The 25,788-nt window shown below is 64.7% G+C and carries 31 protein-coding genes and 1 tRNA gene; 25 read left to right on the top strand and 7 right to left on the bottom strand.

The window, feature by feature from the left end; translation table 11 throughout:
- Positions 1-7 precede the first annotated feature (7 nt).
- The gene (gene phnF, locus AC0L30_RS20655; RefSeq protein ID WP_473405035.1) at positions 8-739 is read right to left on the bottom strand and encodes a phosphonate metabolism transcriptional regulator PhnF; all 732 of its coding nucleotides are present in this window, start codon (positions 737-739) and stop codon (positions 8-10) included.
- A gap of 170 nt (positions 740-909) precedes the next feature.
- Between phnF and phnG the strand changes: the two genes are divergently transcribed.
- The 11 genes from phnG to AC0L30_RS20600 all read left to right on the top strand — a co-directional run bounded on the left by phnG (position 910) and on the right by AC0L30_RS20600 (position 9,528).
- Complete coding sequence (phnG, locus tag AC0L30_RS20650; protein ID WP_007597616.1) at positions 910-1,323, top strand: phosphonate C-P lyase system protein PhnG; 414 nt, start codon at positions 910-912, stop codon at positions 1,321-1,323.
- A gap of 4 nt (positions 1,324-1,327) precedes the next feature.
- On the top strand, positions 1,328-1,936 hold the full coding sequence (gene phnH / locus AC0L30_RS20645; protein WP_007597614.1) for a phosphonate C-P lyase system protein PhnH: 609 nt from the start codon (positions 1,328-1,330) through the stop codon (positions 1,934-1,936).
- A 2-nt stretch (positions 1,937-1,938) separates the two neighbouring features.
- On the top strand, positions 1,939-3,054 hold the full coding sequence (locus tag AC0L30_RS20640) for a carbon-phosphorus lyase complex subunit (protein ID WP_473405034.1): 1,116 nt from the start codon (positions 1,939-1,941) through the stop codon (positions 3,052-3,054).
- The gene (locus AC0L30_RS20635; RefSeq protein WP_473405033.1) at positions 3,051-3,947 is read left to right on the top strand and encodes an alpha-D-ribose 1-methylphosphonate 5-phosphate C-P-lyase PhnJ; all 897 of its coding nucleotides are present in this window, start codon (positions 3,051-3,053) and stop codon (positions 3,945-3,947) included. Before AC0L30_RS20640 ends, AC0L30_RS20635 begins: the two co-directional genes overlap by 4 nt.
- Positions 3,940-4,737: a phosphonate C-P lyase system protein PhnK gene (gene phnK, locus AC0L30_RS20630; RefSeq protein ID WP_007615531.1), complete on the top strand. Its 798-nt coding sequence runs from the start codon at positions 3,940-3,942 to the stop codon at positions 4,735-4,737. The genes AC0L30_RS20635 and phnK overlap by 8 nt, the downstream gene beginning before the upstream one ends.
- A 22-nt stretch (positions 4,738-4,759) precedes the next feature.
- Positions 4,760-5,458 carry a phosphonate C-P lyase system protein PhnL gene (gene phnL, locus AC0L30_RS20625; protein ID WP_473405032.1) on the top strand — a complete coding sequence of 233 codons (699 nt, stop codon included), beginning with the start codon at positions 4,760-4,762 and terminating at the stop codon, positions 5,456-5,458.
- Between the two features lie 11 nt (positions 5,459-5,469).
- Positions 5,470-6,624, top strand: a complete 1,155-nt coding sequence (locus AC0L30_RS20620) for an alpha-D-ribose 1-methylphosphonate 5-triphosphate diphosphatase (RefSeq protein WP_007597607.1) — start codon at positions 5,470-5,472, stop codon at positions 6,622-6,624.
- Entirely contained in the window at positions 6,621-7,217 is a 597-nt protein-coding gene (gene phnN, locus AC0L30_RS20615; protein WP_473405031.1) for a phosphonate metabolism protein/1,5-bisphosphokinase (PRPP-forming) PhnN, read from the top strand. The genes AC0L30_RS20620 and phnN overlap by 4 nt, the downstream gene beginning before the upstream one ends.
- Positions 7,218-7,239: 22 nt before the next feature.
- Positions 7,240-7,851 (top strand): pyridoxamine 5'-phosphate oxidase family protein, encoded by a 612-nt coding sequence (locus tag AC0L30_RS20610; protein WP_473405030.1) that lies wholly within the window; start codon positions 7,240-7,242, stop codon positions 7,849-7,851.
- Positions 7,852-8,331: 480 nt separating this feature from the next.
- The gene (locus tag AC0L30_RS20605; RefSeq protein ID WP_007597604.1) at positions 8,332-8,553 is read left to right on the top strand and encodes a hypothetical protein; all 222 of its coding nucleotides are present in this window, start codon (positions 8,332-8,334) and stop codon (positions 8,551-8,553) included.
- 21 nt (positions 8,554-8,574) lie between these two features.
- A complete protein-coding gene (locus AC0L30_RS20600) occupies positions 8,575-9,528 on the top strand; it encodes an aliphatic sulfonate ABC transporter substrate-binding protein (protein ID WP_007597603.1) in 954 nt (317 codons plus the stop codon).
- Positions 9,529-9,539: 11 nt separating this feature from the next.
- On the opposite strand, the gene AC0L30_RS20595 is transcribed toward AC0L30_RS20600, so the two are convergent.
- The 4 genes from AC0L30_RS20595 to AC0L30_RS20580 form a co-directional block, all read right to left on the bottom strand.
- Positions 9,540-10,043 (bottom strand): DUF6496 domain-containing protein, encoded by a 504-nt coding sequence (locus AC0L30_RS20595; RefSeq protein ID WP_007597601.1) that lies wholly within the window; start codon positions 10,041-10,043, stop codon positions 9,540-9,542.
- 68 nt (positions 10,044-10,111) lie between these two features.
- Entirely contained in the window at positions 10,112-10,894 is a 783-nt protein-coding gene (locus tag AC0L30_RS20590; protein WP_473405029.1) for an alpha/beta fold hydrolase, read from the bottom strand.
- Between the two features lie 4 nt (positions 10,895-10,898).
- Positions 10,899-12,194 carry an O-acetylhomoserine aminocarboxypropyltransferase gene (locus AC0L30_RS20585; protein WP_473256292.1) on the bottom strand — a complete coding sequence of 432 codons (1,296 nt, stop codon included), beginning with the start codon at positions 12,192-12,194 and terminating at the stop codon, positions 10,899-10,901.
- A gap of 82 nt (positions 12,195-12,276) precedes the next feature.
- Complete coding sequence (locus tag AC0L30_RS20580) at positions 12,277-13,059, bottom strand: IclR family transcriptional regulator (protein WP_473405028.1); 783 nt, start codon at positions 13,057-13,059, stop codon at positions 12,277-12,279.
- A gap of 131 nt (positions 13,060-13,190) precedes the next feature.
- Between AC0L30_RS20580 and AC0L30_RS20575 the strand changes: the two genes are divergently transcribed.
- From AC0L30_RS20575 to AC0L30_RS20550, 6 genes are read left to right on the top strand one after another with little or no spacing between them, the layout of a single operon-like run.
- Complete coding sequence (locus AC0L30_RS20575) at positions 13,191-14,156, top strand: Bug family tripartite tricarboxylate transporter substrate binding protein (RefSeq protein WP_473405027.1); 966 nt, start codon at positions 13,191-13,193, stop codon at positions 14,154-14,156.
- Between the two features lie 3 nt (positions 14,157-14,159).
- Positions 14,160-14,777 (top strand): flavin reductase family protein, encoded by a 618-nt coding sequence (locus tag AC0L30_RS20570; protein WP_007597595.1) that lies wholly within the window; start codon positions 14,160-14,162, stop codon positions 14,775-14,777.
- A 43-nt stretch (positions 14,778-14,820) separates the two neighbouring features.
- Positions 14,821-15,681, top strand: a complete 861-nt coding sequence (locus tag AC0L30_RS20565; protein WP_473405026.1) for a fumarylacetoacetate hydrolase family protein — start codon at positions 14,821-14,823, stop codon at positions 15,679-15,681.
- Positions 15,682-15,684: 3 nt separating this feature from the next.
- Positions 15,685-16,488: a 2-oxo-hept-4-ene-1,7-dioate hydratase gene (gene hpaH / locus AC0L30_RS20560; protein WP_473405025.1), complete on the top strand. Its 804-nt coding sequence runs from the start codon at positions 15,685-15,687 to the stop codon at positions 16,486-16,488.
- 25 nt (positions 16,489-16,513) lie between these two features.
- A complete protein-coding gene (locus tag AC0L30_RS20555) occupies positions 16,514-16,906 on the top strand; it encodes a RidA family protein (RefSeq protein WP_063994176.1) in 393 nt (130 codons plus the stop codon).
- Positions 16,907-16,919: 13 nt separating this feature from the next.
- A complete protein-coding gene (locus tag AC0L30_RS20550; RefSeq protein ID WP_473405024.1) occupies positions 16,920-17,795 on the top strand; it encodes an amidohydrolase family protein in 876 nt (291 codons plus the stop codon).
- Between the two features lie 233 nt (positions 17,796-18,028).
- Here the strand turns inward: AC0L30_RS20550 and AC0L30_RS20545 are convergent, their stop codons facing one another.
- Complete coding sequence (locus tag AC0L30_RS20545) at positions 18,029-19,024, bottom strand: LLM class flavin-dependent oxidoreductase (RefSeq protein WP_473405086.1); 996 nt, start codon at positions 19,022-19,024, stop codon at positions 18,029-18,031.
- Between the two features lie 282 nt (positions 19,025-19,306).
- Between AC0L30_RS20545 and AC0L30_RS20540 the strand changes: the two genes are divergently transcribed.
- From AC0L30_RS20540 to AC0L30_RS20525, 4 genes are all read left to right on the top strand, one after another.
- The gene (locus tag AC0L30_RS20540; protein WP_473405023.1) at positions 19,307-19,810 is read left to right on the top strand and encodes a peptidase associated/transthyretin-like domain-containing protein; all 504 of its coding nucleotides are present in this window, start codon (positions 19,307-19,309) and stop codon (positions 19,808-19,810) included.
- A gap of 11 nt (positions 19,811-19,821) precedes the next feature.
- Positions 19,822-20,460 carry a ferric reductase-like transmembrane domain-containing protein gene (locus AC0L30_RS20535; protein ID WP_473405022.1) on the top strand — a complete coding sequence of 213 codons (639 nt, stop codon included), beginning with the start codon at positions 19,822-19,824 and terminating at the stop codon, positions 20,458-20,460.
- Between the two features lie 172 nt (positions 20,461-20,632).
- Complete coding sequence (locus tag AC0L30_RS20530) at positions 20,633-21,097, top strand: Crp/Fnr family transcriptional regulator (RefSeq protein ID WP_219682461.1); 465 nt, start codon at positions 20,633-20,635, stop codon at positions 21,095-21,097.
- 99 nt (positions 21,098-21,196) lie between these two features.
- Positions 21,197-21,394, top strand: coding sequence for a hypothetical protein (locus AC0L30_RS20525; protein WP_473405021.1), 198 nt, complete (start codon positions 21,197-21,199; stop codon positions 21,392-21,394).
- 821 nt (positions 21,395-22,215) lie between these two features.
- On the opposite strand, the gene AC0L30_RS20520 is transcribed toward AC0L30_RS20525, so the two are convergent.
- Positions 22,216-22,290 (bottom strand) — tRNA-Thr (locus AC0L30_RS20520).
- Positions 22,291-22,605: 315 nt separating this feature from the next.
- Here AC0L30_RS20520 and AC0L30_RS20515 point away from each other — a divergent pair.
- The 4 genes from AC0L30_RS20515 to AC0L30_RS20500 all read left to right on the top strand — a co-directional run bounded on the left by AC0L30_RS20515 (position 22,606) and on the right by AC0L30_RS20500 (position 25,771).
- Positions 22,606-22,818, top strand: coding sequence for a hypothetical protein (locus AC0L30_RS20515; RefSeq protein ID WP_473405020.1), 213 nt, complete (start codon positions 22,606-22,608; stop codon positions 22,816-22,818).
- A gap of 27 nt (positions 22,819-22,845) precedes the next feature.
- Complete coding sequence (locus AC0L30_RS20510; protein WP_473366899.1) at positions 22,846-24,552, top strand: FAD-dependent oxidoreductase; 1,707 nt, start codon at positions 22,846-22,848, stop codon at positions 24,550-24,552.
- A 216-nt stretch (positions 24,553-24,768) separates the two neighbouring features.
- Entirely contained in the window at positions 24,769-25,077 is a 309-nt protein-coding gene (locus AC0L30_RS20505) for an EthD family reductase (RefSeq protein ID WP_354126891.1), read from the top strand.
- A gap of 184 nt (positions 25,078-25,261) precedes the next feature.
- Positions 25,262-25,771, top strand: coding sequence for a hypothetical protein (locus tag AC0L30_RS20500; protein ID WP_354126890.1), 510 nt, complete (start codon positions 25,262-25,264; stop codon positions 25,769-25,771).
- The last annotated feature ends 17 nt before the right edge of the window (positions 25,772-25,788 follow it).

The raw sequence follows: 25,788 nt of genomic DNA, 5'->3' as shown, positions 1-25,788 counted from the left end.
CGATTCTTCACCCGTTCTCCACCAGAAATTCCACCCGCTCCGCGGCAAAGCGCGAATGCTTGGTCACCAGCGGCTTGCCGTCGAGATCGTGGTCGGTGGCATCGACCACCAGGATCGGTCGTCCCAGCGCCAGATCGAGCCGCGCGGCGTCAGTGGCGTCGACGATGCCGGCGGTGATCCGGGTCGCGCCCCGGCGATAGTCGCGGACGCCGTAATGCTCGAGCAGTTTCGTCATCGAGCGGGTCGCAGCAAAGACGTCGCCCGCACCCGGGAACAGCTGCGCCGACAGCCACGTCGTGGAGACGCAGATCGGCGTGCGGTCGGCGAGGCGCATCGCCTCGATCCGCACCAACGGTGCGCCGGCCTTCAATCCAAGTTCCCGCGCGAGTTCGCGGGTCGCCACATCATCGGACGCTTCGATCAAGCGGCCATGCGGTTCGCGGCCGTCCGCGCCGACGATCTCGGAGAAACGGGTCCGCGAGCGCAGTGGATAAGCGAGCTTCTGCGCCTCGACATAGGTTCCGCTGCCGCGTTCGGCCCGCACGATGCCGCGCTCGGCAAGCGCGGCCAGCGCGCGTCGCACGGTGTGGCGGTTCACGCGATAGGTTTCGGCGATCTCCACCTCGCCCGGCAGCTTGTCGCCGGCCGCAACGCGGCCGTCGGCGATGCCGCGCTCGATGCCGTCGGCAACGAGGCGCCACAACGCCACGCCGGAGGAGGCTGTGTCCTGCATGCTCATGTGGCTCGGAAGCTACTCCAGAAATCACGCCTTTGTCACGAAACAGTCATGGCGCTCCCGTATGAAGTTGTCTAGTATCATAGACAACTTGGATTCGGCAAGTTCTGCAGAAAGTTTCGGTAGATCTGGTGACCCAGCACAACAATCAGCAAGCCCAGCGCAAGGCCGCAATGGCCGTGCTGGCGCACGCGGAGGCGGGCGAGATCGCCGCTCGCCTCCGCGCTCTCGCTTTGCCGGCGCATCAGGATCTGCGCGCGCCGGAAAACGGCCTCGTCATGCTGCGCGGCCGGGTCGGCGGCGACGGTGCGCCATTCAATCTCGGCGAAGCGACGGTGTCGCGGGCTGCGGTGCGGCTTGCGAGCGGCGAGGTCGGTTTCGGTTACACGCTCGGTCGCGACGGTGAGAAGGCGCGGCTGATTGCGCTGTGCGATGCGCTGGTGCAGTCCAGCGATTTCAGTGGCGCGGTGGAGCGGGACATCATCGCGCCGTTGCGTGAGCAGCTTATGGTCAGGCGCAAGCAAGCGGCGGCCGAGACCGCTGCGACGAAGGTTGATTTCTACACCATGGTGCGCGGTGAGGGGTGAGATCATGACCACGATTGCGGAACTGCCGCCGGGGTTCGCCGATAAGGTGCTGTCGGCGCAATCGACCTTTCGCTCGGTCATGGACGCGATGGCGCGGCCGGGGTCGGTCCAGCGCATCGTGCCGACATCAGGCGCGCCTCATGTGATGATGCGCGGCACGGCCGCGATCGCGCTGACGCTGTTCGATCACGACACGCCGCTCTGGCTCGATGCGCGCATGTCGGAAAGCACCGACGTGACAAAATGGCTGAAGTTCCACACGGGCGCGCCGGTGGTGCAGGATTCCTCGATCGTCAGCTTCGCGCTGATCAGCGAAGGCGGGGCGCTGCCTTCGCTCGAGCGCTTCGCGCTCGGCACCAGCGAATATCCGGACCGGTCGACCACGCTGATCCTTCAGGTCGAGAGCCTGCATTCGGGGCGCAGCTTCGAGCTGCGCGGTCCCGGCATCGACGGCGTCGCGACGCTCAAGGCCTCGATCAAGCCGTTCGACCTGTTCGAGCGACTTCGTATTAACGAAGCGCTGTTTCCGCGCGGCATCGATGTGGTCCTGGTCGCGGATGATGCCGTGGTTGCGGTCCCGCGCACCACGCGCGTCGTGAGCAAGGGAAGCTAAGCATGTATGTCGCAGTCAAAGGCGGCGAACGCGCCATCGAGAACGCCCATCGCCTGCTCGCCAGTGCGCGGCGCGGCGATCAAAGCGTGCCGGAAATTTCCCTCGACCAGATTTCGGAGCAGCTTGGCCTCGCCGTGGACCGCGTCATGAGCGAAGGCTCGCTCTATGACCGCGAGCTCGCGGCGCTCGCGATCAAGCAGGCGCGCGGCGATTTGATCGAGGCGATCTTCCTGATCCGCGCCTTCCGCGCCACGCTGCCGCGCTTCGGCGCGAGCGAGCCGGTCGAGACCGGCGCGATGCGGGTGCAGCGGCGGGTGTCCTCGACCTTCAAGGACATTCCCGGCGGCCAGATCCTTGGCCCCACCTTCGATTATACCCACCGCCTGCTCGATCCCTCGCTCGCCGAAGGCTTCGTACCGGAAGCGCCGGCGACGGCCGAAGCATCGACAGTGCCCACGCCGCGGGTGACGGATATTCTCGGCCGCGACGGCCTGATCGAGCCCTCCCCGCAGGCCGAAGAGGGCGCCAGCGTCGGCGATCTCACCCGCGAGCCGCTGAATTTTCCTGCCGATCGTGACCTGCGCCTGCAAAACCTTGCGCGTGGCGACGAAGGCTTCTTGCTCGCGATGGGCTATTCCACCCAGCGCGGCTACGGCCGCAACCACCCCTTCGCCGGCGAGATCCGCTTCGGCGAGGTCGAAGTCGAATTTTCGGCGGAAGACGTCGGCTTCGCCGTGCCGCTCGGTTCGATCGAACTCACCGAGTGCCAGATGGTCAATCAATTCAAGGGCTCCGCGACCGAAGCGCCGTGCTTCACCCGCGGCTATGGCCTCGCCTTCGGCCAGAGCGAGCGCAAGACGATGTCAATGGCGCTGGTCGACCGCGCGTTGCGCGCGCGCGAGCTCGGCGAGGAGGCACTCGCCCCCGCACAAGATGAAGAATTCGTGATGTCGCATTCGGACAACGTCCAGGCGACCGGCTTCGTCGAGCATTTGAAGCTGCCGCATTATGTCGACTTCCAGTCCGAGCTCGGCCTGTTGCGCAAGCTGCGCCAAGAGTTTTCTGAAGCGTTTGCGGAGGCCAATGCGCCTGACGCCATGAAGGAGGCCGCGGAATGAACGCGCCTACCTATAATTTCGCCTATCTCGACGAACAGACCAAACGGATGATCCGCCGGGCGATCCTCAAGGCGATCGCGATCCCCGGCTATCAGGTGCCGTTCGCCAGCCGCGAAATGCCGATGCCCTATGGCTGGGGCACCGGCGGCGTGCAGGTGACGGCCGCGCTTCTTGGTCCGCAGGACGTGCTCAAGGTGATCGACCAGGGGTCTGACGACACCACCAACGCGATCTCGATCCGAAAGTTCTTTGCCAAGACCGCCGGCGTCGCCACGACGACGGCCACAGAAGATGCGACCGTGATCCAGACCCGTCACCGCATCCCGGAGACGTCGCTGCACGCAAATCAGGTGCTGGTCTATCAGGTGCCGATCCCCGAGCCTTTACGTTTCCTCGAGCCGCGCGAGACGGAGACGCGGCGCATGCATGCGCTCGCCGAATACGGCCTGATGCATGTCAAGCTCTACGAGGACATCGCCCGCTTCGGCCACATCGCGACGGCTTACGCCTATCCGGTGAAGGTCAATGCGCGCTACGTGATGGACCCCTCGCCGACGCCGAAATTCGATAATCCCAAGATGGACAATTGCCCGGCGCTGCAATTGTTCGGCGCCGGCCGCGAAAAGCGCATCTACGCGATCCCGCCCTATACGCAAGTCGTGTCGCTCGACTTCGAAGACCATCCCTTCGAGCCGTATCGCTTTAATGCGCCTTGCGCGCTATGCGCCGCGGAAAATTCCTATCTCGACGAGATCGTCACCGACGACAAGGGCGGCCGCATGTTCGTCTGCTCCGACACCGATTATTGCGAGGGCCGCCAGGCCGCCGGCCACCACGGCAGCCTCAGCGCCGCGCCGTACAAGGAGAAGGCGCAGGAGGCACCGAATGGCTGATCAAGACATGCTCGAAAACGACGAGCCGCTGCTGGTCGCAAAATCCCTCAGCAAGTCCTACGGCCGGATCGCCGCATGCCGCGACGTGTCCTTTGCGCTCTATCCCGGCGAGGTGCTGGCGATCGTCGGCGAATCCGGCTCGGGCAAATCGACGCTGCTTCAGCTCCTGTCAGGTCAGCTCGCGGCCAGCGGCGGCCAGGTGTCCTACCGGATGCGCGACGGCGTCGCCCGCGATCTTGCCACGCTGGGCGAAGCCGAGCGGCGGTTTCTGTTTCGCACCGATTGGGGTTTCGTCCACCAGGATCCCGCGCAGGGTCTGCGCATGGCGGTCTCGGCCGGCGCCAATGTCGGCGAGCGGCTGATGGCAGTGGGCTGGAATCATTACGGCCGCATCCGTGATACCGCGTCGGACTGGCTGACCCGCGTCGAGATCGACATCGCACGCATCGACGATGCGCCGCGCACCTATTCCGGCGGCATGCGCCAGCGCCTCCAGATTGCCCGCAACCTCGTCACCGAGCCGCGGCTGGTGTTCATGGACGAGCCGACTGGCGGCCTCGACGTTTCCGTCCAGGCCCGCCTGCTCGACCTCGTGCGCAGTCTCGTCGCCGAGCTGCACCTCGCGGTCATCATCGTCACCCATGATCTCGCGGTCGCGCGCCTGCTGTCGCATCGCGTGATGGTGATGAAGGGCGGCCGCGTCATCGAGACCGGCCTCACCGACCAGGTGCTCGACGATCCCCGCGAGCCCTACACCCAGCTCCTCGTCTCCTCGATTCTGCCGCCATGAGCCTTCCCGGAAGAGTTTTTCAATGATCGCCATGATTGACGTCGCCAACACCAACAAGACCTTTACGATGCACCTGCAGGGCGGCATCGAATTGCCAGTCGTCAGCGGCGTGACCTTCCACGTCAATCCTGGCGAATGCGTCGTGCTGTCGGGGCCATCAGGCGCCGGAAAATCGTCGATCCTGAAGATGATCTTCGGTAACTACCGCTGCGACTCCGGCCGCATCGGCATCCGCCATCGCGGCGCGCTGGTCGATCTTGCCACTGCCGAGCCGCGGCAGGTCCTCAACATCCGCCGCGCGACCATCGGCTATGTCAGCCAGTTCCTGCGCGCGGTGCCACGCGTCGCCACTGTCGACGTGGTCGCCGAGCCGCTGATCGTCAACGGCCTGGCTCGTGTCGACGCACAGACGCGCGCGGGCGAGTTGTTGCATCGGCTCAATATCCCCGAGCGGCTCTGGCAGCTTCCGCCCGCGACCTTCTCCGGCGGCGAGCAGCAGCGCGTCAACATCGCGCGCGGCTTCATCTCGGATCTGCCGATCCTGCTGCTGGACGAGCCTACCGCCTCGCTGGATGCCGCCAACCGCGCCGTCGTGGTCGAGCTGGTCGCCGAAAAGAAACGCCGGGGCGTCGCCATGGTCGCCATTGTCCATGACGACGAAATCCGTCATCAGATTGCCGACCGCATCGTCGACGTCACCAGCTTCGCCGCCGCGGCCTGAAGGAAATGGATATGAACGCCAAGAAGGACATCGTGATCGCCAACGCCAGGATCGTGCTGGCGGAGCGGGTGATCGAGCAGGGCTGGCTTGCTCTCGCCGATGGACGCATTGCCGAAATCGGTGAGGGCAGGGCGCCCGCCGGGGCCGAGGATGCCGCCGGCGATCTGATCATGCCCGGCCTGATCGAGCTCCACACCGATCACCTCGAGGCGCATTACGTGCCGCGGCCAAAAGTGTTCTGGAATCCGGTCGCCGCCGTCGTCTCCTATGACGGCCAGCTCGCGACATCGGGCATCACCACGGTGTTCGACTCGCTCCGGGTCTGGCGCGAGGATGGCGCCGAGGAAGTCGACGGACGCGCCGGCACGCTCGCCGCCGCGATCACCACCGCACGCGATGCCAATTTGCTGCGTGCCGATCACTTCCTGCATTTGCGCTGCGAAATCCCGATGCCGAGCGTGGTCGAGGAGGCCATGGAGCTGATCGACCGTCCCGACGTGCGGCTGATGTCGCTGATGGACCACACCCCCGGCCAGCGCCAGTTCCGCGACGAAGGCAAGCTGCGCGACTATTATCGCGGCAAGGGCGGCGGCAAGACCGATGCCGAGCTCGACCAGCTGTTCGCGAAGCGCTTCGAATATCAGAAGGCCTATGCGGCGACCAACATGCGCGAGATCGTGGCGCTGGCACACAAGTACAAGATCCCGCTGGCGAGCCATGACGATACCACCGAGGAGAACGTCGTGGACGCCGTGCGCGATGGCGTTTCGGTCGCGGAATTTCCGACCACGCTGGAGGCCGCGCGCGGCCTGCACGAGGCCGGCATCGACATCCTGATGGGCGCGCCGAACGTCGTGCGCGGCGGCTCGCATTCCGGCAACATCGCCGCGGTCGATCTCGCTCGCGAAGGCCTGCTCGACATCCTGTCGTCGGACTACATTCCCTCGAGCCTTCTGATGGCCGCGCTACATTTGCCGGAGCATGTGCCTGCCATCAGTCTTGCGGCGGCGATCCGCACGGTGACGAAGGCGCCCGCCGAGGCAGTCGGCCTGTCCGACCGCGGCGAGATCGCGGTCGGCAAGCGTGCCGATTTGATCCGCGTGCATGTTGCGGGCAGCGTCCCCGCGGTCCGCAGCGTCTGGCGCGAGGGGAGCCGCGTCGCATGAGCGAGGCCGCGACCGTGGCGGAGGACGAGACGGATGCGATCGGCCCTGGCCGGCTCGTGCTCGTGGTCGGCCCCAGCGGTGCCGGCAAGGACACGCTGCTGCGGCTGGCGCAGGCAGCATGCATCGAGGATCACGACATCGTCTTTCCGCGCCGTGTCGTGACGCGCGAATCCTCAGCCGACGAAGACAATGTCGCGGTGAGCCCTGACGAATTCCGGCGCGCGCTCGAGCGTGGGGATTTCGCCGTGCATTGGGAAGCGCATGGGCATTGCTACGCGCTGCCGCTCGACCTCAACGATGATATTCGTGCCGGACGCGCCGTCGTGGCCAATGTTTCGCGCACGGTGATCGGCGCGCTACGCCAGACCTATGCAAACGTCGTGGTGGTCGCGATCACGGCGCCACCGGATGTGCTGGCGCAGCGGCTTGCCGCCCGCGCCCGGGACAGCGACGGCAATATCGCGGACCGGCTGACGCGCAGCGTCGGCGACGCATCGGCGCAGGCCGACGTCACCATTCTCAACGCGGGCAGCGCGGAGTATCATGGCCGCCAGCTTCTGCGCGTGATCAGAAATCAAGGCTGGCACGAATAGCCGGCACAACAAGGAGACTGGAATGTCGGTGATCGAAACGGTCGAGCAGCTAGAGGCCATCTACGGCGTCACCAACGACGCCTCGACCGTGAAAGTCGCCGACCACGTCACCCCGCTCTATCGGGCCTTCATCGAAAAGGCGCCGTTCGCCGCGCTCGCCACCATCGGACCCGAGGGGATCGATTGCTCGCCGCGCGGCGATCTCTCCGGTTTCGTCCGCATTCACGACCCGAAGACGCTGATGCTGCCGGATCGCCGCGGAAACAATCGGGTCGATTCCTTGCGCAACATCGTGCGCGATCCCAGGGTGTCGCTGATGTTCCTGATCCCCGGCTCCGGCAATGCGGTCCGCGCCAATGGCCGGGCCTATGTTTCCATCGATCCCGAACTGCTCGCTTCCTTCAAGGTCGACGGCAAGGCGCCGCGCAGCGTCATGGTGATGACGGTCCACGAAATCTACTTCCAGTGCGCCCGCGCCATCGTCCGCTCCGATCTCTGGAATCCCGACAAGCGCATCGACCCCAAGACACTGCCGACGCCCGGCCAGATCCTCGCCGAGATGAGCGAGAACAAGGTCGGCGGCGCGGAATATGATCGCGCCTGGCGCGAGCGGGCCGCGGCGACGATGTGGTGAGCTCTCTTCCCTCTCCCCCTGCGGGAGAGGGTGGCTCGCCGCGACAGCGGCGAGACGGGTGAGGGGTTCTCTCCGCGCGCGACTCTCTTCAGGATTCGCTGAGGCAACCCCTCATCCGGCGCTTCGCGCCACCTTCTGCCGCAAGGGGAGAAGGAAAGAACTCATCGCGAGATAAATTCGATTGCCTGCGCTCGCGCCCGGAGAAGTGCCGATGCGCGCCGGTGGTAATTATGGATAGCCATTTCATTGACCGATCGCGCCAAACACTCGATAGTCGAGGCATCGAAACTGCTCCTCGAGCCGAAGCCGCGATATGAGAACCGATCAGCAGCGCAATAGGGACGACATGCATGTGTGCATGACGCGGCGCTGTTTCTCGGCGGCCACCGGCGCCTGTTGTTGCTGACCGCCGTCTTCTAGCAGCACCTCACCCAGCAAATCCCGAGACAGGAACGCCGAGATCCCGGCGAACGAGCAGTCATGTCCCGAACTCAATCGAACGCTTACATCATCGAGATCCACGACCGCGCCGCCGGCATCGTCACGAAGGATACGCGCGGCTTCCGCTTCTTCTCCTCCGAGCGTCTGTTCGACAGCCTCGAAGGCAGGCAGTTCCGCTCGGCGCGCGAGGCCGAGCGTGCCGCCCGTGCCGTGTTCTCCGAACGGAGCCGGCGCGCGAATTCTCGCTTCTTTGCCAGCTGAAACCACCGAAAGGACCACATGATGATGACCCGACGATACATCCTCGCAACCAGCCTGCTGCTCGCGACGGCCTTGGCCCCACCTGCGCGCGCGGAGGACAAGCCGGCGGAAATCCGCATCGGTACGCAGAAGGGCGGCTTCTTCCCCGCGGTTCGCCAGCGCCAGACGCTCGAAAGCGCCTTCAAGCCGCTCGGCATCGAGGTCAAATGGATCGACTTCCAGTTTGGTCCGCCGCTGCTGGAGGCCATCAATGTCGGCAGCGTCGATTTCGGGTTCGTCGGTGATACCCCACCGATCTTCGCGCAAGCCGGCGGCGCCAGGATCCGCTACGTTGCGGCGGTGAAGTCGGACGGCGACACTCAGGCGATCATCGTGCCGAAGAATTCACCGATCAAATCGCTCGCAGACCTCAAGGGCAAGCGCGTTGCCTTCGCCAAGGGATCGAGTGCGCACAACCTCCTGGTCGCGTCGCTCGAGAAGGCCGGTCTCGCCTGGTCCGACATCACGCCGGCACCGCTCGCCCCGGCTGATGCGACAGCCGCCTTCATGAAGGGCTCGGTCGATGCCTGGTCGATCTGGGATCCATATCTGGCGCTTGCTGAATTGAAGGAAAGCGCCCGAGTCATCGCCTTCGACAGGGATGTCCACAAGCCGAACGCTTTCTACATCGCCGGGACGGACTTCGTAGAGAAGTATCCTTCGCTGGTGGCAAAGCTCAACGCGAGCTTCGCCTCCGAAGGCGTATGGGCGGAATCTCACCATGAGGAGGTAGCAAAGGCTCAGTCCGAGGCGACCGGCGTCGACATCGAAGCTGTCAGCCGCTTCGTCAACCGCTCCACCTATCGCGTGGTGCCGCTGGATGCAGAGGTGACCAAGAGCCAGCAGGCCGTCGCCGACCGTTTTGCAAAACTGGGCCTGATCCCGAAGCCAGTCAACGTGTCCGACATCGTCTGGAAGTGGACGCCGGGCTCCTGAGGGGACCAGACTTAACTCCGGCGGCGCGCCCTGGTGCGTGCCGCCTTCTTTGCGGCGGCGGAGCGGGCCTTGGCGCCCTTGGTGCGGCTCGCCTTGCGCGCGGTGGCTGAACGCGACGCGGCGGATCGCTGGCTCGCGGCGCGCTTGCCCTGTTTCGACAGTGCGCTGCGCGATGCGGTCGAGCGCGGCTCCTTCTTCAAAACCTTTTCGACGGCCCGCGACACGCGCGGCCGGCGCTTCGCGGTGCGCTTGCCCTGACCGACCTCATAGGCATATTTGGCGCTGCGTCGCGTCGCCTTCTTGACGCGTCCCTTGCGCGGCGGCGGAAGATCGACGCCGGCGCGGCGCGCCTCGGACAGACCGATGGCGATGGCCTGTTTCGTCGAGCGCGCACCATGCTTGCCCTTGCGGATCTTGTCGATCTGGTCCTTGACGAATTCGCCGGCCTGCGTGCTTGCCGATTTACCGGCACGCTTGTCTTGCCTGGCTTTGCGAACGACTTGCTGTCTTGGCATGGGTCCGGTTCCCTCTGGAATTCACAGGGATGTCTGACCGCAACGCGCAAGATGGACGATTGATCCTGTCAGTTCCGTAGCGCCGCCAGCAATTCATCCGGGCGTTCGGCCATGATCATGTGGCCGGCGCCGGGCACGATGACGGTCTTCGCATGCGGGATCGCCGCGGCGAGCGCCCTGCCGGCCTTCACCGGCGTCATCATGTCCCGTTCGCCAAGGATGAGCGTCGTGGGCACCTTCACGCTCGCGGCTGCCTGAAGCGCATTCGCGTAAGCATTGCAGGCCGACAAATCCCGGAACAGCACGCCCGGCTCGCAGTGTTTCAACACGGCCTGCGCGCCGCCATGCATCCACAGGCCCGGTGCGAGGCTGCCGCCGAGCTCGGCGTTGAAGCCGAGCCCCCAGATCGCGACCATGTCGTTTGCATCCTGCGAATTGGCTTCGGCCGCCTTCAGCAGATCCGGGCCGACGGTCATGGTCGCGGCCGTGCCGATCAGGCTGAGCGCGGACACCTTGTCGGGGTGACGTGCGGCCGTCTCCAGCGAGATCAGCGACCCCATGGAATGGCCGATCAGATGCGCTTTCGTCACTCCGGCCGCATCGAGCAGGGCCGCCGTCCAGTCGGCCATCTCGGCGATGCTGCCAAGCGAAGGTCCGGGCGAGCGGCCGTGGCCGGGCAGATCAGGCGCCAGCACGCCAAAGCCGTGATGGGCGAACCAGCGCGTATGCAGCGCCCAGGTCGAATGGTCGAAGCCGGCGCCATGGAGGAAGACGACCGCGGGCAGGGATCTGTCGAAGTCGCGGCCACCGGTTGCGACCAGCACCTCGGCGCCGTTGACGGAGAGCTTCATGGTGTCAGACCTTTTGCGAGATGCGCAGCGCCTGCGCGAGATCGTCGATGATATCGCTTGCGGTCTCGATGCCGACCGAGAGCCGCACCAGCTCCTCGCCGATGCCGGAGGACTTAAGTTGTTCGGCGTCCATCTGCTGATGCGTGGTCGAGGCAGGGTGGATCACCAGCGTCTTGGCATCGCCGACATTGGCGAGATGGCTGATCATGCGCAGCTGCTCGATGAACTTGCGGCCCGCGGGCCGCCCGCCCTTGATGCCGAAGGAGACAATCGAGCCGGCGCCGCGCGGCAGCAACTGTTTTGCCAGCTGGTAGTCCGCGTGATCTTCCAGCGAGGGATGCTGCACCCAATCCACGGCCTTGTTGGACTTCAGTGCTTCCAGCACGAGGTGCGTGTTTTGCATATGGCGGTCCATGCGCACCCCGAGTGTCTCCACGCCCTGCAACAGCTGGAACGCGTTGGTCGGGGATAGACAAGCGCCGAAATCGCGCAGGCCTTCGGTGCGCGCACGCATGATGAAGGCCGCGGTGCCGAACTGCTCGTCGAAGACGATGCCGTGATAACCGCCATAGGGTTCGGTCAGCACGCCGAATCTTCCGGATGAGCGCCAATCAAACCGGCCGCCGTCGACGATGGCGCCGCCGATCGCGATGCCGTGGCCGCCGATCCATTTGGTCGCCGAATGCATGACGATGTCGGCCCCGAGTTCGATCGGACGGCTGAGATAGGGCGTGGCAAAGGTGTTGTCGATCAGCAGCGGAATCTTCGCGTCATGCGCGATCTGCGCGACCTTCGGAATGTCCAGCACCTCGAGCCCGGGATTGCCGATGGTCTCACCGATCACCAGCTTCGTGTTCGGCTTGATCGCCGCGCGGAACGCATCGAGATCGCGCGGTTTCACGAACGTTGTGGTGATGCCGAAGCGCGGCAGCGTGTGCGCGAGCAGGTTGATGGTGCCGCCATAGAGCGAGCTCGATGCGACGATATGGTCGCCGGCGTTCAGAAGCGTCGCGATCGCCAGATGCAGCGCCGCCATGCCGCTCGCTGTGCAGATCGCGCCGACGCCGCCCTCCAGCGCCGCGAGCCGCTCCTCGAGCACGCCGGTGGTCGGATTGGAGATGCGCGTATAGATGTGGCCGGCGCGCTCGAGGTTGAACAGCGCGGCGGCGTGATCGGAGTCCTGGAACACGTAGGACGTGGTCTGGTAGATCGGCACCGCGCGGGCGCCGGTCGCGGGATCCGGATGCTGGCCCGCATGCAGGCTCAGGGTTTCGAAGGCGGGCGGTTTTGGCGCGGGCATGCGTGGCCTCGTTGCTCAGTCGGCGGGAGGCGGCCCTTGTGCCACAAAAATGCGCGCTGCGTCAGCCCATTGACTGCGTTGTCTAACCCCGGATCGCCTGCTCGATGATCCGCGCCTCCCGCAGCAGGATCTCCGCGGCCTCCTGCTCGCGGCGCGGGCCGAGCCTCGTCCGAACGGCGGAGACGGTCATCGCGGCGGCGGGGCGGCCGTCCGGGGTCTTGATCCAGGTGGAGATCGATTTCGTGCCCTGCACGAGACCAATTTCTCTCATGCCATATCCCAGCCGTCTTGCGGCGGTGACCTGGCCCAGCACCGTCGCAGCGTCGGTCCGGTAAGCCTCCAGTCTCTTCTCATTGGCAGCGACGATTTTTCGCGCGTCCTGGGCCGGCATCGCGGCGAGGATGGCAACGCCTGCGCTGGAGACGCCGACCTCGATCGACAGCACCTGGATCGGATAGACACCGATCCTGCGGTCGACGCACAGCGTGTCGTTGCCAGTCCGCACCGTCAGGAACAGCGTGTCGCCGATCTCGGTCGACGCACGTTGCAGCGACGGATTGGCGGCGATCAGCAGCCGCGACGGCCGAGCCCGTGCGAGCGCAAGCTCCGGCACCTGGTTGCCGATCGCGTAGCGGCCGGTTTTGTCATGCCGTTCGACGATACCTTCCTCGATCAGCACGTGGACGATGCGATGCACGGTCGGGCGGGTGAGGCCGGTCGCCCGCACCACCTCTGCCAGCGGCACGCCGTCCTCGCGGCCGGCGGCAAGAATGCGCAGCACCGCGAGCGCGCGGCGGATCGCCTGCGCACCCTGTCGCGGTTCGGTGATGCGGCGGGTGGATTTCGCGGAAGCGGTCTTGTCCATAATATGGACAAGAACGCCACAATTCACTCGACAGGTAAAGCGCGCATCTGGAGATTGCGCTCCGAATCGAGATGCCGTGTACGACGTCAGGCAAATCGACGTAAAATTGGAAGCGCCGCCGGGAGGTTAACATGAGATTAATCTGGATTGCCATCGCTGCCGCAGCGGCGATGCTGACGGGACCGGCGTCCGGCCAGCAATGGCCGTCGCGCAACGTCAAGCTGATCGTGCCCTATCCGGCCGGCGGCAATGTCGACAGCGCCGCGCGCATCATCGCCGACAAGCTCCAGGAAAAGCTTGGCCAGCCCTTCATCATCGAGAACAAGGCGGGCGCCGGCGGCATGATCGCGGGCGAGGCGTTCGCGAAATCCGCGCCCGACGGCTACACGCTGTTCGTCGGCGCCAACGGCCCGGTGCTGTTCGCGACCGAAATCAACAAGCGCGACGTCTACAGCTGGAAGAAGGACTTCCTGCCGATTACGACGATCTCGATGACGCCGCTGGTGCTCGAGGTGCATCCGTCGGTGCAGGCGACGAATTTCAAGGAATTCATCGACCTTGCCAAGCGCGAGCCGGGCAAGTTGACGATGGCCTCGCCCGGTCCCGGCACCACCAACCATCTGCTCAGTGAGCTGATGCAGTCCAGCCTCGACCTGCAATGGGTCACCGCGCACTATCGCGGCAATGCGCCTGCGGTCAACGATCTCTTGGGCGGTCAGGTACAGTTCGCGTTCGACCAGCTCACGGTCAGCCTGCAGCACATCAAGGCCGGCCTGTTCCGGGCGCTGGCCGTCACCAGCCCGCACCGCCTGAAGTCGCTGCCCGATGTCCCGACGTTTGCCGAGCTCGGCTACAAGGATTTTGACGGCCAGACCTTCACCGGCCTGTTCGCACCGGCAGGCACGCCGGCGCCCGTGATCGACAAGCTGCACGACGCGTTGACCGCGATCCTGAAGGACCCCGCCGTGGCCGACAAGTTCGAGAAGCTCGGCGGAGAAGCCGTCGCGATGACGCCCGATGAATTCAGGGCCTATCTCGAGCGCGAGGACGCCAAATGGATTCCGATCGTGCGCAAGGCCAACATCAAGGCGGATTGATCGATGCGGATCGACCCCACCGAGCTCGGCGCCGAGCGCATCTACCGGCTGATGACCGGCATCGTGGTGCCGCGTCCGATCGCCTGGGTGACGAGCCTGTCCCGCGCAGGCGTGCTCAACCTCGCGCCGTTCAGCGCCTTCACCTTCGTCTCGCAGAAGCCGCCGATGCTGGCCATCAGCGTCGGCCGCAAGGGCGCCGACTACAAGGACACCGCGCACAACATTCTCGACACCGAGGAATATGTGATCCACATCGCCGATACCCCGCTGATGCAGGCCGTGCACGACTCGTCGGTCGAGCATCCGCCTGAGATCAGCGAGGTCGCGGAGCTTGGCCTCGAGACGCTCCCGAGCGAGCGCATCAAGGTGCCGCGGCTGAGTATTGCACCGGTTGCGATGGAATGCCGCTTCCGGCAGTGCCTGGAATTCGGCGACGCCCGCAGCCGCCTGATCGTCGGCGAAGTCGTGATGTTCCACCTCCGCGACGGCCTCGTGAACGACGGCAAGGTCGAAACCGCGGCGCTCGATCCGATCGCGCGCATCGGCGGACCGCGCTACGCCCGGCTCGGCGAGATCGTGACGCTGCGCGGCGTGTTCCAGACCCCCAAATCGAAAGACTGAGCGCGCTGCCCCGGCAGCACCTCAAGACCATTGGAGAACGACCATGCGACTCCTAAGCTATCTCTTGGACGGAGAGCCGCGCTATGGTGCCGCCATCGAAGGCGGTGTCGTCGACCTGACCCGGCGGATCGGCCGCGACTTCTCTGACCTGAGGGCGCTGATCGCGGCCAATGCGCTGGCCGACGCGCAGGAAGCCGTCGCCGGACAAAAGCCGGACTACACGCTCGACGATCTCGTGCTGCTTCCGCCGGTGCTGTCGCCGGAAAAGCTCTGGTGCATCGGCGTCAATTACGCCGAGCGCAATGCGGAGTATAAAGACAGCTCCGATCTGCCCAAATATCCCAGCCTGTTCGTGCGCAGCATGTCCTCGATGACGGGCTCCGGTCAGCCGCTGGAGAAGCCTGAGGTCTCGGATCAGCTCGATTACGAAGGCGAACTCGTCATCGTGATCGGCCAGGGCGGCCGCCACATTCCGCGCGAAAAGGCGTGGGCGCACATCTTCGGCATGACGCTGTGCAACGAGGGCACGATCCGCGACTGGCTGCGCCACGGCAAGTTCAACGTCACCCAGGGCAAGAATTTTGATCGCTCCGGCAGCATCGGTCCGTGGATCGTCACGTCGGACGAGCTCGACCCGCGCGGGCCTCATGACATTACCACGCGCGTCAACGGCGAGGTGCGGCAGCAGGACACCACCGAGCGGCTGATGTTTCCGTTCGACTTTCTGATCTCCTATCTCTCCACCTTCGCAACCCTCAAGCCCGGCGACATGATCGTGACGGGCACGCCGACCGGCGCCGGCGCCCGCTTCGACCCGCCGCGCTGGCTGAAAGTCGGCGATGTCGTTGAGGTCGAATCCAGCCGCATCGGCGTGCTGCGCAACACCGTGGCTGCGGAGAGTTAAGTCATGCTGGACACCGCCACGATCGAACGCCTTGCCGCGCGGCTCGACGAAGCCGAGCGCAGCAAGACGCTGATCACGATGTTCACCAAAGACTATCCCGATTTCAGCATCGAGGATGCCTATGCCGTTCAGCGCGCCTGGACCAAACTCCAGCTCGGACGCGGCCGGGTCATCAAGGGCCACAAGATCGGCCTGACTTCGAAGGCGATGCAGAACGCGGTCGGCATCTCCGAGCCGGATTACGGCGTGCTGTTCGCCGACATGTTCTATTCCGATGCCACGCCGATTCCGTTCGACCGTTTTCACGCGCCGCGCATCGAGGTCGAGCTCGCCTTCGTGCTGAAGGCGCCGCTGCGCGGGCCCGGTTGCACCATCTTCGACGTGCTCAACGCCACCGACTACGTGACCCCGGCGCTGGAAATCCTGGAGACGCGCATGCACCGCGTCGATCCCGACACCGGCAAGGCGCGAAAGATGATGGACACGATCTCGGACAACGCGGCGAATGCCGCGCTGGTGCTCGGCGGCCGGCCGTTCCGCCCGATGGACGCGGACATGCGCTGGATCGGCGCGCTGTTGTTCCGCAACGGCGAGGTCGAGGAGACCGGGCTTGCGGCCGGCGTGCTCAATCATCCCGCCAACGGCATCGCCTGGCTCGCCAACCGCCTGGCGCCGCATGACGAGCATCTCGCCGCCGGCGAGGTGGTGCTGGCGGGGTCGTTCACGCGTCCGGTCGACATCCGCCGCGGCGACACGTTTCATGCCGACTACGGCGCGTTCGGCTCAGTGTCGTGCCAGTTCGTCTGAACCAATAAGCAAGAGGGAGCGCATCATGACCGGTCACACGCGGCGCAAGAGCATCCATATCGGCGGCTTCAAGCACGCCAACCCGATTCCGAACGCCTGCCGCATCGGCAATCTCGTGATGTCGGGTGTCATCCTCGGCCGCGATGCGGCTGGCGCGATGCCCGAGAGTCTCGACGCGCAATGCGCCAACATGTTCGCGCATATGAAGGCGACGGTGGAGGCCGCGGGCGGCTCGACGGACGACATCATCAAGATGACCGTGTGGCTGAAGGACCGTACGCAGCGCGGCCCGGTCAATGTCGAATGGCTGAAGATGTTTCCGGACGAGCATTCGCGCCCGGCGCGCCACGCGCTGCCGATGGACAATATGGATGGCGGCGCGCTGGTGCAGTGCGACTTCACCGCCGTAATCGACTGAGGGAGTTTCGCGCATGCCGACCTATCTGCCGTTCGACCCGAACCCGCGCCGCCCGGTCAAGGCGCCGCCGCCCAAAACCGTCGACAGCCAGTTTCACGTGCTCGGCCCCATCGACAAATATCCGGAGCGTCCGGGTGCGGCCTATCGGATGCCGACCGCGACCTGGGAAGCGGCGCTGCGCGTGCACAAGACGCTCGGCATCGAGCGCGGCATCATCGTGCAGACCACGACCTACGGCGCCGATCATGCCGTCGTGCTCGACGGTCTCGCCGCGATGGGCCCGAACTATCGCGGCTGCGCCAACGCGCTGGTGTTCGCGGAGGCGAACGACACTTATCTCGCCAAGCTGCATGATGCAGGTGTCCGCGGCGCGCGCTTCAGCTTCCGCCAGGAGCTCGGCGCCGTGCTGTCGGATGCCGATTTCGCCCGCGCGATTGCGCGCATCCGCGAGCTCGGCTGGTACGTCAAGATCCAGCCCGAGAAGGACGGCATCGTTTCCAGCGTCGCCAAATACGAGAATCTCGACGTGCCCGTGCTGATCGACCACATGGCGCGTCCCGATCCGGAAGCCGGCAGGAACGATCCGAATTTGCGCAAGATGCTCGAACTGCTCGCCAAGGGCAATTTCTGGGTGATGCTGTCGCTCGGCGAGAAGACCTCGAAGCGCGGTGCGCCTTACGACGACGTCATCCCGATCGCGCGCGCCTATATCGAGGCCGCAGTCGACCGCTGCGTCTGGGCCAGCGACTGGCCGCATCCGGTCTCGGTCAAGCAGCCGCCCAACGACGCCGATCTGCTCGAGCTGATGTACCGCTACGCGCCTGATCAGGCGGAGCTGGAGAAGATTTTGGTGCACAATCCGGCCAAGCTGTTCGGCTTTCCGGCTTAGGGCGAGATGAGCTGAAGCCGAGTCGAGTTTAACCGCGAATACCGCTCTCTCCGTTCCCTCCCCCTTGTGGGGGAGGGGCAGGGAGGGGGGTGCCACGCGGGGATTCTTTCCTTCGCGCACCGGCCCTGAGCGCATCATCTACAACCAGCACCTTTTCCTGGGCTACCCCCCTCCCTAGCCCTCCCCCACAAGGGGGGAGGGAACGCACCTTTGTCGGGCGACAAACTCTGCGCTCACCCCGCCAGCCGATCCCTTACCCCAGCCGCGATCTCGAACGAGTGCAGTCGCGCAACGTGATCGTAGATCTGGCCCGTGGTCATCAGTTCGTCCGCGCCGGTCTCGGCGATCAGAGCCTTCAGCTTCGCTTCGACCATGTCAGGCGAGCCGACCGCCGAGCACGACAGCGACTGGCCGGCCATGGCCTTCTCGGCCGGCGACCACAGCGCGTCCATGTCGTCGACCGGTGGCGGCAGCGGGCCGGGCGTGCCGCGGCGCAGATTGATGAATTGCTGCTGCAGCGAGGAGAACATGCGCTGCGCGCCCGCGTCGCTGTCGGCGGCGAACACGTTGACGCCCACCATCGCATAGGGCTTGTCGAGCTGCGCCGAGGGTTCGAAGCGCGCGCGATACTCCCGCAGCGCCGGCATCATCATCTGAGGCGCGAAATGCGAGGCGAACGCGAACGGCAGGCCGAGCATGCCCGCGAGCTGCGCACCAAAGGTGCTGGATCCCAGGATCCACAGCGGCACCTTCGTCCCCATGCCCGGCACGGCGCGGATGGTCTGGTTCGGCTTGACGTCGCCGAGCAGCGCCTGCAACTCCAGCACGTCCTGCGGAAAATTCTCGGAGCTGGTGGCGAGATCGCGGCGCAGCGCGCGTGCGGTGAACTGGTCGGTGCCCGGCGCCCTGCCGAGCCCAAGATCGATCCGCCCGGGAAAGAGCGAGGCCAGCGTGCCGAACTGCTCGGCGATGACCAGCGGTGAATGGTTCGGCAGCATGATCCCGCCGGAGCCAACGCGGATGGTTTTGGTGCCGCCCGCGACATGCCCGATCACCACCGACGTCGCCGCGCTCGCGATGCCCGTCATGTTGTGATGCTCGGCCAGCCAGAACCGTTTGTAGCTCCAACCCTCGGCGCGCCGCGCGAGATCGAGCGAATTGCGGAACGCTTGTGACGCGTCGCCACCCTGGCGGATGGGCGCGAGGTCGAGCACGGAGAAGGGGATCATTTCGGTACCGAAGTGGAGGAGGATGACGCGCGGCGGCTGAGAATACATGTAGTGTCGGCGCGTAGGATGGGTAGAGCGCAGCGAAACCCGTCATGCGTCTTCATCGAACAAGGCTCGATGGGTTTCGCTGCGCTCTACCCATCCTACGAAGCTGTTCGAGCGGCCTAAACCCCATTCACAACACCGTCATCGCGCCCCGTTCCACCCCTCGCCCCAACTGGGCGTCTCGCGTCTGTTGTTGTACCATTGCCAGAGCCCTGCTCTGTTGCAGGAGGAACCGACATGACCACGGTCCTACTCAATCGCCGCAACCTCCTTGCCGCTGGCGGCTCGATCGTCGCCACCGGGATTTTGGCAACCGGCGTTCCCGGCCTGCTGTTGCCTGCCCGTGCGGACGGCCTCGCGCCGACCGAGACGATGTCGGGCGGCGCGAACAATTACCGCAAGGGCGCAGCGATCGTGGAGCGGATCGGCAAGGGCGGCTTCTGGATGAGCGGTACCGTGCGCCGCGCCGGCGCCGGCGCGCCGCTCGCAAGCCAGCGCATCCAGATCTGGGCGCACACCACCGAGGGACAAGAGCACGAGCCGCAAAGCCATGGCGCCACGCTCACCGACAAGGACGGCAAGTTCCGGCTCGAGATGCCGCAGATCATTCCCATCTTCGGCCAGCCGCATGGCCATCTCGCCTATGACAGCGGCGAGTTCAAAACCGTCTTCCTGCGGCCGGTGATGCGGAGCCCAAAGGAAACCAGCCTGGAAGCGCATTTCGTGCTGCAGCCGGCCTGACCGCATTGCGAATGAAAGGGTGGCGATCGGCCCGGGCGCCCCTGATCTGGGTCGCCCTTGCCTTGGCCATCGGCGTGCCGATCGCCGCCGCCGCAACAAGCGAGCAACTCGCATGGCGCGGCGCGCTCTACATCCTCGCCGGCTTCGCGGGCATCGTCGCGCTCGGTCTCGTGCTCGCTCAGCCCCTGCTAATCGGCGGATATTTGCCGGGCCTGTCGGCCTATCGCGGCCGGCGCGCCCATCGCTGGATCGGCGGCGCGCTCGCTCTGGCGGTGGTGATCCACGTCGCCGGCCTCTGGATCACCAGTCCGCCCGATATGATCGACGCCCTGACCTATACCTCACCGACGCCGTTCTCCCCCTTCGGCGTGACCGCGATGTGGGCCATCTTCACCGTTGCGGTCCTGGCCGCGTTGCGCCGCCGCCTGGGACTGCGGCTGCGCACCTGGCGCATCGTCCATATTCCCCTCGCGATCGTCATCGTCGCAGGCAGTGTGGCGCATTGCCTGCTGATCGAGGGGACGATGGAGACGATCTCGAAGGCGGTGCTGTGCGTGTTGATCCTCGTGGCAACCGTGAAGGTCATGATTGACCTGCAAGTGTGGCGAAAGCGAAGGACGCTGCGGGGGGAAAGTGTCGCGCGGCAGTAGCTCACTGGGCTCAAGAGGCGAAGCTCTCTCAACTCGTCATTGCGAGGAGCACTTGCGACGAAGCAATCCAGAGTCCCTCCGCGGAAAGATTCTGGATTGCTTCGCTACGCTCGCAATGACGGAGCAGGCTACCCCGCTTGCCGCAGTCAGCGACGGGGCGTAACCTTCCGCGATGGCCGTCAGTGTCCCCGACCTGAAAGCATTCCTGCTCGCCACACCGTTCTTCGGCGGTATCCCGGATCAAAGTCTCGACCTCCTGATGTCGATGCTGGTCGAGTGCCGATTTGATACCGGAGCAACCGTCGTGACGGAGGGCGAGCCCGGACGCTCGCTGTTCATCGTCAAATCCGGCCGGCTGGCGGTGAGCAAACGGGCGAATGCGGGGCGCGTGATCCCGATCTCCGTTCTGGAGCCCGGCGATTTCTTCGGCGAGATGACGCTGATCGAAATGCAGAATCGTTCCGCCACGGTGATCGCGGAGAGTCCGACGGTGCTGTACGAGCTGACGGCCCAAAAGCTCTACGCCTGCTACAAGGCCGATATCCATGCCTATGTGATCGTCCTGCAAAACATTAATCGCGAGCTATGCCGACGGCTTCGCCGGTCTGATGATCGGTTTACCGGGCACAGTGCGTAGGATGGGTAGAGCACTGCGAAACCCATCATATTTCGTCACCGAACGAGGCCTCGATGGGTTTTGCTGCGCTCTACCCATCCTACGAGCTGAGATGTTTTCATGGGCACGTTCTATACCGACGAGCAGATACAGGAAGCCGTTGCTGCCTTAGAGGACCACACTCCCGGTATCTTCGAGAGAATGAAGAAATTGGCTTCAGTCAACGATCCGTTTAGCGATGAACAAGAAGCAGCTAGGAGCCGTCGTAAGAGTTCTCACCATCGTTCTGCCGAAAGTGTCGTACGTGGTGCATGCTGAAGACGAAAATGAAGCGAGAGCGCGCCTCAGCATAAACCTGGGCGACGTTGTTCGCGCTGTACTCGCATCAGATGAAGACGATTCCCAATAACGCCCGCCATGGCCGCCTAAGGCTAACGTCGGTCATGCCAATCTGACCCGTCGGACAAAACACCCACCTTCCGCAAAATCCCGTCAATCCCCTCTCACAAAAATATTCCACTTTACCGAAATTCGGAATCGCAGTATCAATCCGCCATCCCGGTCCAGGGAGAGGGGCGATCGTCCGTCGTAACGAACGTGGATCGGGGGGCGGTGGACGCGGCAGCGTCGGGCACGAAGGCGGGGACCAGGGCGAGATGAACCTCGTGAGGTCTTGTCTAGCGTGCGGACGAACGGCGCCAACGCCCTGCGAAGTCCTTTTGGGCGAAGCAGGACGTGTCCGGCGAAGCCTCTTGGCGAAGCCGGATCGCTGCGTACGGCAAAATCGTGTGGTCCTGGCCGTCGTTGCTACGGTCAAGCCTTGCGGAGATGGATCGGGGCTCTACCGGGTCTTTGTCCATCGTCAATTCGCAAGGCGACGGTGACAAAAAGGAACTCGTCGCCGGGGAGAGCGCGGCATAAGCCGTCAACCCACTGCGCAGGGAAGGCCGAGTGTTCGGCGTCACCTGTGTGCTGCTGTGCGGTCTCTTTGCGCTACATCTTTGCGCAGCGGACCGCGGGTGCCAGCCGGCACCCGGTCTTCCCTGCGCCCTCTTCACAGAGGAGGGCTACGAAAAAAGCAAAACTCGGGCATTTGGTGCCGCGAGAAGGCTGCTTCATGTGCGATTTGAGCGAGGGAATGGTGCTGCCAGACAGGATTGAACTGTCGACCTCTCCATTACCAATGGAGTGCTCTACCACTGAGCTACGGCAGCATGTGCTGGGGTAAGAATCGGCCGCCACGAGGGGCCTACCAAGCGGGCCGATATCTGCCACAAGCCCCCCTCCTGTGCAAGCTTGCTAGCTCCGCCAAAGCGATAAAATCGGGTCGATATCGGGGCCAAAATGCCTGTTTTGGCTCGAAACGGCCGACTTTCCGCGGATTCGGTTCCGATATCCCCACCCAACTGGCCAGTTGCCCGATGCGCCGGATTCGATCCATTTCGATTTTCGCACGATCGGATCGCGCGGCCCTCTTGAGCTGCCTTATTCCTCGGGCATGTTATCGCCGATCGCTGTAATGGACCTCGATGGCAGACGAGAACGACAAGAGCACGAAGCAGGACTCCAGACAGGCGAGGGCGTCCCGCGACGACCGGCTCAAATCGGCGCTGCGCGAAAACCTGAAGCGGCGAAGGATGCAGGCGCGCGAACGGGCCGCAAGTGGCGGCCCCTCGCAGAACGAAGATGATTCCCTAGATGAGGGGACCGCCGGCAAGATAGCCGACAAGACCGGCGACTAGAATTTTTTGGAGTGCATGGCCGTGGCAATGGGGCAGGACGAGCAGCAACGACCCGACGGTGACGCGCAGATGTCGCGGTTCACCCGCCCTGAGCAGACCTTTCCGGCGCTGACATCAGCCGAGATCGAGCGGATGAGGCATTTCGGTGAGGTCCGCAACTACGCCGATGGGGAATTCCTGTTCGAGACCGGCAAGCCCGGGCCGGGCATGTTCGTCGTGCTGAAGGGCCACGTCGCCATCACCCAGCGCGACGGCCTTGGCCATGTCACCCCGTTGATCGACCAGGGGCCGGGGCAATTTTTGGCCGAGTTGAGCCAGCTCTCGGGACGGCCGGCGCTGGTCGACGGCCGCGCCGAAGGCGATGTCGAGACGCTGCTGTTGCCACCGGAGCGGCTGCGCGCGCTGCTGGTCGCCGAGGCTGAACTCGGCGAGCGCATCATGCGCGCGCTGATTCTGCGCCGGGTCAATCTGCTCCAGGGCGGCGTTGGCGGCGTGGTGCTGATCGGTCCGTCGCATTCGGCAGGCGTGGTGCGGTTGCAGGGCTTCCTCACCCGCAACGGTCAGCCGCATCATCTGCTCGATCCCGCGCGCGATCGCGACGCCGCCGATGTCATCGCGCGTTATTCGCCCAAGCCGGACGATTGGCCGCTGGTCGTCACCCCCGATGGTGCGGTGCTGCGCAATCCCGGCGAAACCGAGCTTGCGCGCGCGATCGGCATGATCGGCGGCCCGCGCAACGACCGCATCTACGACGTCGCAATCGTCGGCTCCGGGCCGGCCGGGCTCGCTACCGCCGTGTATGCCGCGTCCGAAGGCCTCTCGGTCGCCGTGCTCGACACCCGCGCCTTCGGCGGCCAGGCCGGCGCCAGCGCGCGCATCGAAAATTATCTCGGCTTTCCGACCGGAATTTCCGGCCAGGCCCTGACCGCGCGCGCCTTCAACCAGGCACAAAAGTTCGGCGCGGAGATCATGATCCCGGTGACGGTGAAGTCGCTCGACTGCACGCGCAAGGACGGCGCGTTTTCGGTGGCGCTCGACGGCTGTGATCCCTTGCATTCGCGCGCGGTGGTGGTCGCAAGCGGCGCGCGCTATCGCCGGCCCGAGATCGAGAACCTCGACAAGTTCGAAGGCCGCGGCGTCTGGTATTGGGCCTCGCCGGTCGAGGCGAAGCTGTGCGCCGGCGAGGAGGTCGCGCTGGTCGGTGCCGGCAACTCCGCGGGACAGGCCGCCGTGTTCCTGTCGGGACACGCCAAAAAGGTGCTGATGATCATCCGCGGCGGCGGCCTCGGCGCCAGCATGTCGCGCTATCTCATCGAGCGCATCGAAGCCACGCCGAACATCGAACTGATGTTCAACACCGAGATCACGGCGCTCGAAGGCGACGAGGCTTCGCTGCTGCGGCGCATCCGCTGGAAGAGCCGGCTCTCGAGCGACGAGGATTTCGCCGACATCCGCAATCTCTTCCTGTTCGTCGGCGCCGATCCCGCCACCAGCTGGCTCGACGGCTGCGGCGTGACGCTCGATCGCGGCGGCTTCGTCGTCACCGGCGCGCAGTCCGAGCAGAACCAGGGCCGGCTGGTCGCGCCGCTGGAGACGTCGGTGCCCGGCGTCTACGCCGTTGGCGACGTCCGCTCCGGCTCGGTCAAGCGCGTCGGCGGCGCCATCGGCGAGGGCGCGCAGGTCGTGGCCTCCCTGCACGGCTTCCTCGGCGACGCCGCAAAACCGGCGCTTTAGTCAGGGACAAGGCAAGTAAATGGCAAGTCGAATGAGGCTTGCCATCCTGCGGTGTGATGCGGGACTATCTCCCCTCATCCTGAGGAGCGGCCGAAGGCCGCGTCTCGAAGGATGAAGGCCCGGATGCAAAAGCCGGGCCTTCATGGTTCGAGACGCGTGCTTCGCACGCTCCTCACCATGAGGATCGACAAAGAAAACTATTAACGGGAGGACTAAATGGCCGAACTCGTCGTGCTCTACAAGACGCCCAAGGATGTTGCCGCTTTCGACAAGCATTATGCCGAGACCCACATTCCGCTCGCCAAGAAACTTCCCGGCTTGAAGAAATACGCCGTCAGCACGGGCACGGTCGGCTCCCCCGCCGGGCCTTCCGGAATTCACCTTGTTGCCATTCTCACCTTCGACAACGTCGCCGCCATCCAGTCGGCCTTCGGCAGCGAAGCAGGCAAGGCGGCCGCCGGCGACGTGCCGAAATTCGCCACTGGCGGCGCCGACCTGTTGATCTTCGACACCAAGGAAGTGTGAGCCGCTTCGACTTCGCGGGCTACAACTGCCGTCGTTTGCGACAGCGTTGCAAAAATTCAGCCATGCGTTTTCGATTCGCACGATGACGCATGGCTGCGCACGCATGTGTGACGTCGCGCAGGTGGCAATCCGATGAGGACCGTAATATCAATCCGATCCCAATGCGGAGATTAGGAGAGATGTCATGGTTCTTGGGTTGAGCTTGCCCGCCTTCACGCTGGTTCATGTCATCATCAGCCTGATCGGCATCGTCGCCGGCCTCGTCGTGATGTTTGGCCTGCTCGGCTCGAAGCCGATGCCGGGCCTCACCGCGATCTTCCTGCTGTTCACGATCCTCACCAGCGCCACCGGCTTCCTGTTTCCGTTCAAGGAGCTGCTGCCGTCGCATATCATCGGCATCATCTCGCTGGTCCTGCTCGCGATCGCCTGTCTCGCGATCTACGGCATGAAGCTCTCTGGCATCTGGCGTCCGGTTTACATCGTGACCGCGATGATCTCGCTGTATTTCAACGTCTTCGTGCTGGTAATCCAGTCGTTCCTGAAGGTGCCGGCGCTCGCCGCGCTCGCACCTGCCGTGGCACCAAATCCACCGGGAGGTCCCGTGTTCGCCGTGGTGCAGGGCCTCGTGCTGGTGTTCTTCGTGGTGCTCACCATCGGCGCCTGGCGCCGCTTCAAGCCGATGGCGTTCGCCTGATCATTCAAGGAGCCTAG

The organism is Bradyrhizobium sp. MI1.11 (assembly GCF_055811255.1).
Note: the sequence above shows the minus strand (reverse complement) of the source record. Positions and strands in the feature narration are given on the sequence as shown.